Origin of the sequence: Pseudarthrobacter humi (genome assembly GCF_024294965.1) — a bacterium.
Lineage (GTDB): Bacteria > Actinomycetota > Actinomycetes > Actinomycetales > Micrococcaceae > Arthrobacter > Arthrobacter humi.
This window is the reverse complement of sequence record NZ_JANCLV010000005.1, coordinates 189072-202063: the sequence shown is the minus strand read 5'-3', so window position 1 is coordinate 202063 and position 12992 is coordinate 189072. Positions and strand designations below refer to the sequence as shown.

Below are 12992 nucleotides of genomic sequence, written 5' to 3'. Positions count from 1 at the left end.
GCAGGCATTCAGGCGAACGAACAGCAGGCGACACCTGACGCCCTGACGCTGAACATTTGTCGACTCGCGAAAGCAGAAACTCCCGGAATCACGGGAACCTTAAACGCCCCGAACCCTGCTTTCCTGTCAGTTGGGTCACAATCGGATTTATTCTGGAATCACAACTTCCCGCCGCAATTTCGGGCCTACCCGGCCCGAGAATATGGAGCCACAAATGATCATCGGTGTCCCCAAAGAGATCAAGAACAACGAATTCCGCGTCGCCATCACCGCTGCTGGCGTTCACGAGTTCCGCACCCACGGCCACACGGTCCTGGTAGAGCGCGGCGCAGGCTTGGGCTCAGGGATCACGGACGAGGAATACGCGATCGCCGGCGCCGAAATCGTTGCCGAGGCCGACAACGTCTGGGGCCGGGCCGACATGGTCATGAAGGTCAAGGAACCCATCAAGGCCGAGTACCACCGCTTCCGCAAGGGCATGATCCTCTTCACGTATCTCCACCTCGCCGCCGAGCCGGAACTCACGCATGAACTCATCAACTCCGGCGTCACCGCCATCGCCTACGAGACCGTGCAGGAAGGCCGCACGCTGCCGCTGCTGGCCCCCATGTCCGAGGTTGCCGGCCGGCTGTCCGTGCAGGTCGGCGCCACCTCCCTGATGGCACCCGCCGGCGGCAAAGGCGTCCTCCTGGGCGGCGTACCGGGTGTCCGCCCGGCGAAGGTGGTTGTCCTGGGCGCCGGCGTCGCCGGCACCAACGCCGCCGCCATGGCCCTGGGCCTGGGCGCCGACGTCACCATCCTGGACATCAACATCAACCGCCTCCGCGAGCTCGACGCCCAGTACCAGGGCAGGCTCAAGACGGTGGCGTCCAACAAGTACGAGATCGAAAAGTCAGTGGTGGACGCGGACCTGGTGATCGGTTCCGTCCTGATCCCCGGTGCCAAGGCCCCCAAGCTGGTCAGCAACGAACTCGTGTCCCGTATGAAGCCCGGCTCCGTGCTGGTGGACATTGCCGTGGACCAGGGCGGCTGCTTCGAGGACACCCACCCGACCACGCACCAGGAACCGACGTACAAGGTCCACAACACGATCTTCTACTGCGTGGCCAACATGCCGGGCGCCGTACCCAACACGTCCACCTACGCGCTGACCAACGTCACCCTGCGCTACGCCGTGGCCCTGGCGAACCTGGGAGTCCGGGCCGCCTTCGACCGCGACCCGGCCCTCGCCGCCGGCCTCAACATCGCCGCCGGCCACGTGGCACACCACTCCGTCTCCGAGGCGCACAACCTGCCCCTCGTGGCGGACTGGCACGAGCTGGTTTCCGCCTAGTCCTCTAGGTCGCCGCGTGCTTTACCCGCCGACCGCGCGGAGGGCGTTCACCTGGCCGTGGCCGTTGAAGCCGTTGTAGCTGGACCCCCCCTGGCACACCTGGGGTGCGCCGTTGTCCGTTGCAGGGAACGGGGCGTACACACTCATGTCGGCCGGGCAGTCCATCGTGTCGGCGGTGGTGTTGATCCGCGATGCCACGGTGCCCGGGTTGCTGACTCCGGTGCTGACCACCAGCGCCGCGACACCGGCAACGTGAGGTCCGGCCATCGATGTGCCTTGCAGGTAGCAATACGTGGCGCCGCTCGGGTCGATCACCGGCCGGGCGCACGGTGCGGCGGACGGCCACGCGGAGAGCACGCGGCCGTTAGGGGCCGCCGCAGTCTGCTGCAGGATCGAGTCTCCACCAGGCGCGATCACGCTGACGGCGCCCACACCGTAGCTGGAGTAGAACGATTTGATCAGCTTGTTGCCGTTGGCGCTCACGCCGATCACGCCGGGAACTTCCACCGGGACCACGGCGCAGGCGTTGGTGATGTCGCGCGTGACCGGAGTGGTGTTATCCGGGCTGGTGACATCCTGGGTGGGATGAGCCAGGTCGTCTGACTGATTGCCTGCCGAGGCCACAACTGTGGTGCCGTTTTGCTGGGCAAACTTGATGGCCCGGCGCTCGGCTTCCCAGATGGCCCGCTGGGTGGGGTCATTCTTGCAGTTGAAGAGCCAGGGATCGGCGAAGTAGCTGTTGTTCGTCACTTGGATCCCGTTGGTGCCTGCCCACATGAAGGCGCAGACCACGGCCTCGGGGAAGAAGAATCCGTCATCATTGCCGGCCTTGATCCCGGCAATCTTCACGTTGGGGGCAACGCCCACCATGCCGATGCCGTTCTTCGCGGCTGCGATGGTTCCCGCCGTGTGGGTGCCATGGCCGTTGTTGTCCATCCACGCAGCCGGGTCCGTGTTCGGGACGCCGCCAACGCAGGAAACGCTCCTGGAGAAATCAACGTTCGGGGCAAGGTCCGGGTGCGTGTGGTCCAGTCCGGTGTCGATGTCGCCCACCACCACCGAGGTGCTGCCGCCATTGATCGCCCGGGCGGCCGGGGCCTGGATCTGGTCCATATCCCATTGGAGTGCGGCCAGGCTGTCATCGCCGGGTGCCGGGGTGCCGGGTGCTATGGCCGCCACAGCGGCACCGGAGTTGTCGTCTTCGACAGCCACGGCGAAGCCTGCTGTGGAAGCGGCCCCCTGAATGGAAGAGTCTGCCGCGCGCAGGGCCGCATCAAAGCCGCCGCGGTCCGACTTTACGATGGCCACACCGATCTGCGGATAAGCCTGCACCACCGTGCCCCCGGCGGCCCGCACTGCAGCAAGCGAGGCGCCTGAAACCCCGTTGGCCTTGTACAGCACGATGTAGGTTTGGCTTCCGGCTTGGGCATTTGCCTGCTCTACGGTTTGGCCAGGCTGCCCATTGGCCGACAACGCCGCAGGAGCCGCGGCGGTCGAAAGGCCAATGGCGAGGGCTAGTGCCCCGAATGGCGCCACACGCTTGGTGAATCTTTGCATGGTGTTGCTCCAATTCCGCCGGCCGGCACCACGCGATCGCAGGTGCCGCTGGCAAGAGTCAATCGATCACGACCCTGACGGCTGTTTGCCTCGGATCCTTCCGGGCTACACCTGCCCAACAATTCGGCATCACCCGCAACAGAGACCTTAGTGACACACATCACGCAATTTCAATAGGCGGCGGTTCCGTAAGCCCGGGCTGATTCGATAATCTTCAGCACCTCGACTGCGTCTGCCGGGTCCACCGGGAGGGGCAGCGCGGAGGCGGTTCCGCCGTCGTCGATCTTGGCTGCCAGGAGCCGGTAGAACTCGAGGTAGGCACCCCGTTCCGTGGGCAGCGGATCGAGGTGGCCGTCGCGGCCCAGGGCTCCTGCCCATTCCGGTGCCTCAACGCCGTATTCAGTGTCCAGCGGGCTCCCGCCGGCAACAATGTACGGTTCCTGCGGGTCGATCCCGTGCTTGGTGAACGCGCCGGTGGATCCGAGAATGCGGAAGCGCGGGCCCTGCTGGGCGCAAAGCATGTTCATGCTCAGGTGGCTGGTCACCCCCGACTCGTGGGTGAGCACCAGGAAAACGTCATCGTCCACCTTCTCGTGCGGACGCCGCGCCTGCAGTTCCGCGTGGGCCACGGCGGCTGGACCGAAAAGCAAAAGCGCCTGGTCGATAAGGTGCGTGCCCAGGTCGAACAGCACGCCGCCGCCGTCCGCCGCCGTGGCGCTGGCTTTCCACGCCTTGGAGATGTCCGGGGACCAGCGTTCGAACCTGGACTCGAACCGGGTCACGCTACCCAGCGCTTCGCCGGCCAACAGCTTCCGGACCGTGAGGAAATCGCCGTCCCACCGCCGGTTCTGGAAGACCGTGAGCACCCGGCCCAGCCGCTCCGCGAGGGCGATCAGTTCCTGCCCCTCCTCGCTGCTGACGGCGAACGGCTTGTCGACGACGACGTCGAGGCCGGCCTCCAGGGCGGCCTTCGCCAGCGGGAAGTGAGTGGCCGGCGGGGTCCCCAGCACCACAAGGTCAAGGTCACCGGCGAGCGCAAGGACATCATCGCCGTCGGGCACTGTTTTGGTGCCCGGGTACCGCTGCCTCGCAGCAGCCTGCCGGCCGGCGTCGGACGTGGCGATGACGTCCAACGCGTAGCGGGGGTCCGCCGCGATGAGCGGTGCGTGGAAAACGCTGCCGGACAGGCCATAGCCGACGACGGCGGTGCGGATACGGTGGTCGGCTTCAGTCCAGGTCATAGGGGAAACGGTACCCGCACGCTCTCTCACTAGATGTGCATTAAGGCCAAACGCTCTCTCACCTCCCGCAGATGACGTGCCGGAAGTGAGAGAGCGTTGGCGAAAACCCTCCGTTAAGTGAGAGAGCGTTGCAGGGAGGGTGCTACTTCTTGATCCAGCCCAGGGTGGACCAGTCCGGAACCTGCGAGAGGCTCTGGAACAGGGACGGGCCGTAGTTGGCCAGGCCGGTGCGGACGAAGGAGATCTGCGGGCCGTTCATCACAACACCCATGGAGAAGTACTTCGCCATGTGCTCCTTTTCGACGTCCATGGCTGCCTTGTTGCGCGCGGCGTTGTCCTCGATGGAGGCGAGATCGGCGATCTTCTTGTCCAGCTCGGCATCGCCGAGACCGTTTTCGTTGACCTTGGAGTCGTAGTACTGCTTGACGGCATCGGTGGCGTCCGGGCCAACGGTGTAGCCGGAGACGCTCATGTCGAAGTCGCGGCCGCCGATCACCTTGCCGAAGTCGGCGGAGGCGCGCTGGTCGATGCCAACATCCATGCCGCCGGCCTGGAGCTGCTTCTGCAGGGTCTGGGTGAAGGCAAGGGTGGTGGGGTCGTCACCGAAGTTGCTGATCTTGAAGGCGGCGGGCTTGCCGTCCTTCTCCATGATTCCGGCGGCGTTGGGCGCGTAGCCGGCGTCCGTCAGGACCTTCTTGGCAACGTCCGCGCCGGTTTCCTTCACCGGGTAGTTGTCCTGGTAGTAGTCCGAGAACGGCAGGACCATCATGGAACCGGAGCTGGGCTCTTCCCAGTTCAGGCCATTGAAGCGGACCTTGCGGAGGGCTTCGCGGTCAACGGCGGCGAAGATGGCCTTACGGACGGCGACGTCGGTGATCTTCTGGGCGTTGATGTTCATGCCACCGGCGAAGAGGCGCTGGCCACGGCGGACCTCGGAGTCCTTGGTGCCCTCAAGCTGCTTGTAGAGGGCGATGGTGTTGGCGGACATGGCATCGATCTCGCCGTTCTTGAAAGCAGCGATCTGTGCGCTGGTTTCCAGCTGGCGGAAGACCACGCTTTCCAGGACCGGTTTGGTGCCCCACCACTTGTCGTTGGGAACCATGGTGACGGTCTTGGCTGCGGCGTCGTACTGGTCCACCTTGAAGGGGCCAGCCATCCATTCCGGGTGCATTTCGCCCACAAAGCCTTCGTTGAAGATCGCAGGCGTGTTCACGGCCGGGTGGATCAGGCCGAAGAAGAGCGAATCCACGGGGTAAACCGGCTGGGTGGTCTTGACGATGATTTCTTTGTCGCTGCTGCCGGCCTCGACGGACTCAACGAATTCGTAGGCGCCCGAGCTCACGATGTCGTAGCCGGCATCCGGGCTCTTCAGGATGTTCCAGGTGTTCTGGAAGGCCTTGATGTCGATCGGAGTGCCGTCGTTGTACGTGGCCTTGTCGTTGACCTTGATGGTGACGGTCTGCTTGCCATCCACCACCTTGCTCTCCACCGACTCGCAGAAGTCCTTGTTCGGCGTTGCCTTGCCGACGAAGTCGACCTTCCAGCAACCGCCGATGCCGCCACTGTTCACGGCCACCGGGTTGATCGGGGCCATCATCGCGGAGTTGTCCGAGCTGTTGCCGTTGTTGGAGAACCCGTTGAAATCCGGCCCGATGCTGCCCAGCGGCAGGGTGACCTTGCCGCCGGGCTCAAGATCAGCGGCGGGCTTCTCGTTGATGCTGATGAGCTTGGACAGGTCACTGCCTGTCCCCTGCCCCTTGGCAGTCTCCGGTCCGGTGGGCGTTCCGCCACCGCCGCAGGCCGTCAGCGTCAGGGCGGCAGCAATGGCCGCTACGCCGCCGATCTTGGTCAGATTCCTCATGGTTTTCCCTTCATAGGTGCGGGTGGTGCTTGTGATGGGTCGAAAAAATCTAGGGTGCATGGGGTTCCGCCGTTTCGTGGACAACCAGCATGTCCTCGGCCAGCTCGCCGTCCGGGAAGAAGCAGGCGAACTGCTGGTCCGGTGTAGGCGCCGGGCCGGCCTCCAAAATCTCCACGGCAGCGGAAGGCTGCACGGCCTCGAGCGGGGGCTCCAGGGTCAGGCACTTCTCCTGTTTCGCCGCGGGAAGCGCCGCGAAGACGGGGCAGCGGGTGGCGAAGTTGCAGCCCTTCGGGGCATCCAGCGGGGAAGGGAGGTCGCCTTGAAGGATGATCCGCTCCCGGGTGCGCTCGAACTGCGGGTCCGGGACAGGGATCGCGGACAGCAGCGCGCGGGTATAGGGGTGGCGGGGGTTGTCGAAAACCCGGTCCACCTCCCCGATCTCCACGATCTTCCCCAGGTACATCACCGCCACCCGGTTGGAGATGTGGCGGACCACGGACAGATCGTGGGCCACCATCAGGTAGCTGAGGCCCAGCTCGGCGCGGAGCTTGTCCAGGAGGTTGATGACGCCGGCCTGGACCGAGACATCCAGCGCGGACACGGGCTCGTCCAGGACCACCAGCTTGGGGTTCACGGCCAGTGCCCGGGCGATGCCCACGCGCTGCCGCTGGCCGCCGGAGAACTGGTTGGGGAACCGGTTGACGTGGTCCGGCTGCAGGCCCACCAGATTCATCAGTTCCATGATGCGTTTTTTGATGGCCCGCTTATCCATGCCGGCGTTCTGGAGCGGCTCGGCCAGGACCTCGTAGACGGTGAAGCGGGGGTCCAGGGCGCCGGTGGGATCCTGGAAAACCATCTGCATTTCCCTGCGCATGGCGCTCTTGGTCTTGGCGTCGGCGGCCTGCTTGTTGCTGATGCCGCCGATGATCACCTCGCCGTCCTGGTCTTTATGGAACTCCATGATTTCCAGCAGGGTGGTGGTTTTGCCCGAACCGGACTCGCCCACAATGGAGAAGCACTCACCTTCACGGATGTCGAAGCTCAGGCCGTCCACGGCCTTCACGGTGCCAATGCGGCGCTTAAGCAGAGCCCCCTTGGTCAGCGGAAAGTGCTTGCGGACATCCTTGAGTTCCAGCACGGTTGAGCGTTCCCCGCGGGGGATGAGGTCAAAGCGCGAGACCGGGACCGGCGGGGCGGAAAAGACCTCGTGGACATCCACGTCCCCGCCGAGGGAACCGGACCGGATGCAGGCCGCCTGGTGGTAGCCAGTCCCCGGAACAGGACTCAAAGAGGGCTCGCCGTCCAGGCAGGCATCGGTCACCAGCGGGCACCGCGGCGCGAAGGAGCAGCCGGTGGGGGTGTGCAGGAGGTTCGGCGGGATGCCGTCGATGGGGACCAGCGAGGATTTCTCCGCGACGTCCACGCGTGGCACCGCCCCGAGCAAGCCCATCGTGTAGGGCATCCGGGGATCGTAGTAGATGTCATCCACGCTGCCGGTTTCCACCGGCTTGCCGGCGTACATCACCATGATGTCGTCGGCGATGCCCGCCACCACGCCCAGATCGTGCGTGATCATCACGACGGCGGCACCCGTTTCCTCCTGCGCCTTATGCAGCACCTCAAGCACCTGGGCCTGGATGGTGACGTCCAGGGCCGTCGTCGGCTCATCCGCGATCAGTACGCGCGGGTTGTTGGCGATGGCAATGGCGATCATCACGCGTTGGCGCATACCGCCGGAGAACTCGTGCGGAAAGGCCCTGAGCCTGTTCCGTGGGCTGGGAATGCCCACCATCGCCAGGAGCTCGACAGCGCGGGTTTCCTTCGCCGCTTTGCTCATGCCCGGGTTGTGGATGGCAAGGGCCTCGGTGATCTGGGTTCCCACCGTGTACACCGGTGTGAGGGAGGACAGCGGGTCCTGGAACACCATGGCGATGTCGTTGCCGCGGTAGGCACACATGGCCTTGTCGCTCAGGCCCAGGAGTTCCTTGCCCTTGAGCCTGACCGAGCCGGAAATCTCGGCAGTGGCGGGCAGCAGGCCCATAATGGCCAGCGATGTCACCGATTTGCCGGACCCGGACTCCCCCACGATTCCCAGCGTTTTGCCGGGCATGAGGTCGAAGGTGACGCCCCGGACAGCATGCACAGCCCCGTTTTCGGAGTTGAAGCTGACGTTCAGGTCCCGGACGGACAGGACAGCGTCCGACGGCGAGTGGAGACCGGCGATATGGAGCCGCTCGGCCGCTGTGGGGGCCGGGTCAGCCGGCTCAAGGAAGGTGCTCATTTGCTCATCTTCTCTGCGCTGTTCTTTGTGGCACGGCCAACCGAGCTGGAGCTCGGGTCAAAGGCGTCACGCAGGCCATCGTTCATCATGGCCAGGGACCCCGTGAGCAGGAACATCACGGTGAGCGGGACCCAGAACATCCACGGGAAGGTCTGGACCTGGGACGTGGCGCCGCCAATCAGCACGCCGAGGCTAACATCCGGCACCTTGATGCCGATGCCGATGAAGGAGAAGGCCACTTCGGCCAGGATGGCCCCGGTGACGCCGCGGGTGATGTCCAGGACCAGCAGCGACCCGATATTGGGGACCAGGTGACGCCACACGATGCGCCGCGGCGGGACGCCCATGTACTGGGCCGCCTTGACGAAGTCCCGCTGCATCAGCGACATGGACATCGAACGGATAAGCCGCGCGGTCCCCATCCAGCTGAAGACCAGGAGCACGATGATCAGCAGGAGCCAGCTGGGGAGGTTCTTCTTCAGGCCGTCCCCTCCGCCGCTGGTGGCCACTGCCACTACCAGCAGGGCAGGCATCATGATGAGGGCCTCCAGGACGAAGAGCATCAATTTGTCCACTTTGCCGCCGAAGTAGGCCATGGTGCAGCCGTAGACCGCGGCAACCAGGACGGATACGAGGCCCACAATCAGGCCGATCATGATGGAGATCCTGGTGCCTTCGACAGTCATGGCGTAGAGGTCGATGCCGGCCTGCGACGTGCCGAGGAAGTGGTCACCGGAAGGAGGCATGCCGATATTGAACGGGTCGATGGTCTCCTTGTCCCAAGGAGTGAAGTACCCGCCGACGAAGGAGAAGAGGGTCAGGCCCAGGAAAACCGCCAGCCCGGCGACGGCAGTTTTGTTCCGCATAAAGCGGCGGAAAATGATGGTGGATTTGGCGATCACCACATCGGCATTTTCAAGATGCGCATCCTGCGCCACTGCTGCCGGATCAACGGCATTGAGGTTGGTCATGGCTACTGCACCCTCACTCTCGGGTCAACAAGCGTGGTGGCGAAGTCGGCGAGGATGGCGCCCAGGGCGAAGATGACCGAGCCGTAGGCGAGGGTGGCCGTGGCCGCATTCACATCCTGCAGCGAGATAGCGTCAATGCTCCAGGACCCCACTCCTGGCCAGGCGAAGATCTTCTCGGCGAAGAAGCCGCCGGCGAAGATGGCCGGGATAGTGAAGGCGATGCTTTGGGCGACCGGGATGAAGGAAACCCGGAGGGCGTGACGGGTGATGGCCTGGTTCCGGGTGAGCCCCTTGGCCCGTGCCGTCCGGACGAAGTCCGCATTGACGTTGTCCAGCAGGTACTGGCGCTGCGCGATCTGGTACGAACCCCAGCCGACGAGCGTGATGGCGATGGTAGGAACTGCATAGTGGGCCACCATGTCCACAAACTGCGCCCACCCGGGTTGCATGCCGGGCGTGGAGATGCCTGTCACGAAGAAGATGCGTTCCCCGACGGTTTCGTTGATGTTGATGGCACCCAGCTGAACCAGGAAGTAGGCAATGGGGGCGGGCACGATGTACGCGAGGTAGCTGTAGGACGTGATCACCCTGTCCTGGAACTTGTACTGCCGGGCCGCCGAGTAGACACCGAGGGCGACGCCGATGACGAGGGTCAGGATGATGGATGCGAGGAAGAGCCGGGTGGAGATCCACACACGGTCCCCGAATTCAGCGTTGATGAAGGCGCCGTTGGGGCTGCGTCCCCAGTCCCATCGGGTCACGATCCCTGTGAGCCATTCAACGTAGCGCTCCCAGGGGCTGAGGTCCGGATCCAGACCCTTCAGGCGCATGGAGTTGGCGACCTGCTCGGGTGTGGGCCGGGGAATCCGCTCCTGCTCGAGGAGGGCCGGCTTGAGGGAGCTGACCGCCAGGAAATAGCCGGCCGACGTGGTCAGGAAGATCATAAAGACGTAGGTGATGCCGCGCTTGGCGAGGTACCTGATCATGTGGCAGCTACTTCAGCGTCGTTGCCGCCGGGATTCCGGAAGAACACTGCAGGGAATCATCCTGGGCCGGCAACGGAGTCCCTGCCTTGATTACATCCACGTTCCAGATCCTTCCGATTTCCCCGCCAGCAACGGGTCTCGCCGCCACCGGGTCTCGACCAGCGTGTGGCCGGCTCCCGCGACCAGCACAGAGTAAGTCCGGGTGGACTATGTTGCGGGTCACATTCCAGAGGAAACTACCACAGAGTAGCGCCCGAAATGCGGGCACATGAGCGGAAACTCGGCGCTCCGTATCAGATCGTTATGAATAATTCAGCGGAATTGATTTGACTGGACGAGCCACTGGATTCAGGCGTAATCTACCGCCCGCGGACCACCCGCGTGACAAGTTCGCGCCAGGAGTCCGTCAGCCGCTCGGGCGCCAGGCCCTGGACGCGGACGGCGTGCAGGAGCCGGTCGGGATCCAGCGTGGCGGCCAGGGACATGGCCATCAGCAACGGGTCCGCGTCCATGCCTGCTTCCCGCAGGAGGTGCTCGATATGTCGCTGCCACAGCATGACAGCAGGGACCTCGTAGCGGCTGTGGGCCGAAGACTCGGCAGCCCTCGCCAGGTCCCCGTGTTCCATCACATACGCGATCCGCTCCGCACCGAAGGCGATCAGCCGCTCCAGCCCCGGGGCGCCCGGCCCCAAGGGCGGCGGCCCGAACATAAAGCGGGCCTGGAAGGCGGCCTCGGAATCACTCAGGAGCGTCATCATCAGCCCCGCACGGCTGCCGAACCGGCGGAAGACGGTGCCCTTGCCCACGCCGGCGCGCTCGGCCAGCCGGTCCATGGTCAGGGCGTCCGGGCCACACTCGGCAATCAGCTCCCGCGCCGCGCCCAACAGCCTCTCACGGTTCCGGGCAGCATCACTGCGCTCAGCGGGCGGGCCGGAGAGCGAACCGGGCAGCAGCGGGATAAAGCTCACAGTCCATATCCTAGACCCGGGAATAATAATCGGACTGCGGTCCGTTTAGTCCATGAAGGCACCAAGCCTCCACCCTTCCACCGGCCAGCGGTCCCGCCGCGGCCCACTAAAGGAGTCCGTATGTCGAAGAGCACCGTCCTTACCCTTGTTGGCAGCCTCCGCGCCGAATCCACCAACCAGAAGCTCGCCGAAGCCATCCAGCTGAACGCTCCCGAGCAGGTTGACGTGGTCATCCACGAAAGCCTGGGCAACATCCCGTTCTATAACGAGGACATCGACGTCGAGGGCCAGGTTCCCGCCGCGGCCGCCGCCCTCCGCGCAGCAGCCAACGACGCCGACACCATTCTCCTGGTGACCCCGGAGCACAACGGCACCGTGCCCGCATCGCTGAAGAACGCCATCGACTGGCTGTCCCGCCCCTTCGGTGCCGGCGCCCTTTCCGGCAAGCCCACCGCCGTCGTCGGTACGGCATTTGGCCAGTTCGGTGGCGTGTGGGCACAGGACGAAGCCCGCAAGGCAGTGGGCATTGCCGGCGCCCAGGTGCTCGAGGACGTCAAGCTCGCCGTCCCGGGCTCCATGGTCCGCTTTGCCGAGCTGCACCCGAAGGACGATGCCGAGGTAGTGGAGCAGATCAAGGGCGTCTTCGACGCACTCGCCGCCGCCCAGCCGGCAGCGTAAGGCGGCCGCACGCCGCAGCGCCAAGCTACCAAATGCCCCGGGCACCGCAAGGTGGCCGGGGCATTTGTTACCGCACCGTAAGCGGCCTGGCGCTCACGCCCGTACGTGTGACCAAGTCTTGTTCCAACCGGTACCTCGCGGGCATTTTCAGGGCTGAGGGACCGCCGTAACGTTTAATGCACGGAAGCATTCGGGGATGGAACGCGGTGCGGACATGGCAGGCAGGCGGAGCGCCGGAAAGTTGATGGCGACGGCGGCAGCACTCACGCTTCCGCTGTGGCTGGGATGCGGCGCCCCCACCTCCAACCCGTCTGCCGGGAGCAGCGTCGCGCCCGGCGCAACCACCAGTGAACACTCGGACCGCGTCCAGCCGCCCCTGGTTCCAATTCCCCAGCCGCAGGCACCCCCGCCGGTCGCCGCTCTGCCCGCCGACACCATCGGCCCGTCCGCCGCTTCTCCCCCCGAGCCCTCGGGCCACGCGTCAGGCGGGACGCTCGGAACACCTGAGCAGAGCTTCGGCACCACTCCCTCGTCCGGAACTACTTCACCCGGAACTGCCGCGCCCGGAGCCGCCGCGGCACCCGGTACACCTACTGCCTTGGGAGCAAGCCCCTCGCCGGCCCCCGAGTCCTCGGCCCCGCCCCCCGCCCGGCCGGCTCCTGGCCAATCCGGCGGATCCCAGACCGTGACCGCCTACTACGTGCTGCTCGACGACGGCGGGGCCGGAGGTGTGCGCTTTGGCTGCAACGACAGCCTGGCCGGCGTCCGCCGCACCGTGGCGGGCTCCTCGGAACCGTTGGCCAATGCCATGCGCGCCCTGCTGGACAGCCCCGCTGAACCTGCCCCCGGCCTGTACAACTCCCTGTCCGGCTCAACCCTGACCTTCCTGTCCGGCACCTTCGACGGCACGGCCGTGACGGTCTACCTGGCCGGCTCGATCCGTCCGGCGGGGGTGTGCGACATCCCGCGCATCGAGGCCCAACTCACGCAGACTGCCGTCACCTCAGTGGGGGCCATCCGCGCCGAGGTCTACGTCAACGGCGTGAGGCTCGCCGAGGTACTACGCCTCCAGTAACCCAGTTGATCAACAGATGTTGCCTTATTGGCAACTGCTGG

Annotated in this window: 10 protein-coding genes; 3 read left to right on the top strand and 7 right to left on the bottom strand. The window is 65.1% G+C overall.

Features of this window, described 5'->3' with window-relative positions; genetic code table 11:
* Positions 1–214: 214 nt before the first annotated feature.
* Complete coding sequence (gene ald / locus NFC73_RS09875) at positions 215–1333, top strand: alanine dehydrogenase (RefSeq protein ID WP_254749739.1); 1119 nt, start codon at positions 215–217, stop codon at positions 1331–1333.
* Positions 1334–1354: 21 nt separating this feature from the next.
* On the opposite strand, the gene NFC73_RS09870 is transcribed toward ald, so the two are convergent.
* The 7 genes from NFC73_RS09870 to NFC73_RS09840 form a co-directional block, all read right to left on the bottom strand.
* Complete coding sequence (locus NFC73_RS09870; RefSeq protein WP_254749737.1) at positions 1355–2890, bottom strand: S8 family peptidase; 1536 nt, start codon at positions 2888–2890, stop codon at positions 1355–1357.
* Positions 2891–3060: 170 nt separating this feature from the next.
* Positions 3061–4131, bottom strand: coding sequence for a Gfo/Idh/MocA family protein (locus tag NFC73_RS09865; RefSeq protein ID WP_254749735.1), 1071 nt, complete (start codon positions 4129–4131; stop codon positions 3061–3063).
* A 142-nt stretch (positions 4132–4273) separates the two neighbouring features.
* Entirely contained in the window at positions 4274–5992 is a 1719-nt protein-coding gene (locus NFC73_RS09860) for an ABC transporter family substrate-binding protein (RefSeq protein ID WP_254749733.1), read from the bottom strand.
* A gap of 49 nt (positions 5993–6041) precedes the next feature.
* Complete coding sequence (locus NFC73_RS09855) at positions 6042–8273, bottom strand: ABC transporter ATP-binding protein (RefSeq protein WP_254749731.1); 2232 nt, start codon at positions 8271–8273, stop codon at positions 6042–6044.
* A complete protein-coding gene (locus tag NFC73_RS09850; protein WP_254749729.1) occupies positions 8270–9244 on the bottom strand; it encodes an ABC transporter permease in 975 nt (324 codons plus the stop codon). Before NFC73_RS09850 ends, NFC73_RS09855 begins: the two co-directional genes overlap by 4 nt.
* 2 nt (positions 9245–9246) lie before the next feature.
* Positions 9247–10230 carry an ABC transporter permease gene (locus NFC73_RS09845; RefSeq protein WP_252564522.1) on the bottom strand — a complete coding sequence of 328 codons (984 nt, stop codon included), beginning with the start codon at positions 10228–10230 and terminating at the stop codon, positions 9247–9249.
* Between the two features lie 359 nt (positions 10231–10589).
* Positions 10590–11198 carry a TetR/AcrR family transcriptional regulator gene (locus NFC73_RS09840; protein ID WP_254749727.1) on the bottom strand — a complete coding sequence of 203 codons (609 nt, stop codon included), beginning with the start codon at positions 11196–11198 and terminating at the stop codon, positions 10590–10592.
* 120 nt (positions 11199–11318) lie between these two features.
* Between NFC73_RS09840 and NFC73_RS09835 the strand changes: the two genes are divergently transcribed.
* Both NFC73_RS09835 and NFC73_RS09830 read left to right on the top strand, forming a co-directional pair.
* Positions 11319–11876 (top strand): NAD(P)H-dependent oxidoreductase, encoded by a 558-nt coding sequence (locus NFC73_RS09835; protein WP_254749725.1) that lies wholly within the window; start codon positions 11319–11321, stop codon positions 11874–11876.
* Between the two features lie 196 nt (positions 11877–12072).
* Positions 12073–12951: a hypothetical protein gene (locus NFC73_RS09830; RefSeq protein ID WP_254749723.1), complete on the top strand. Its 879-nt coding sequence runs from the start codon at positions 12073–12075 to the stop codon at positions 12949–12951.
* The last annotated feature ends 41 nt before the right edge of the window (positions 12952–12992 follow it).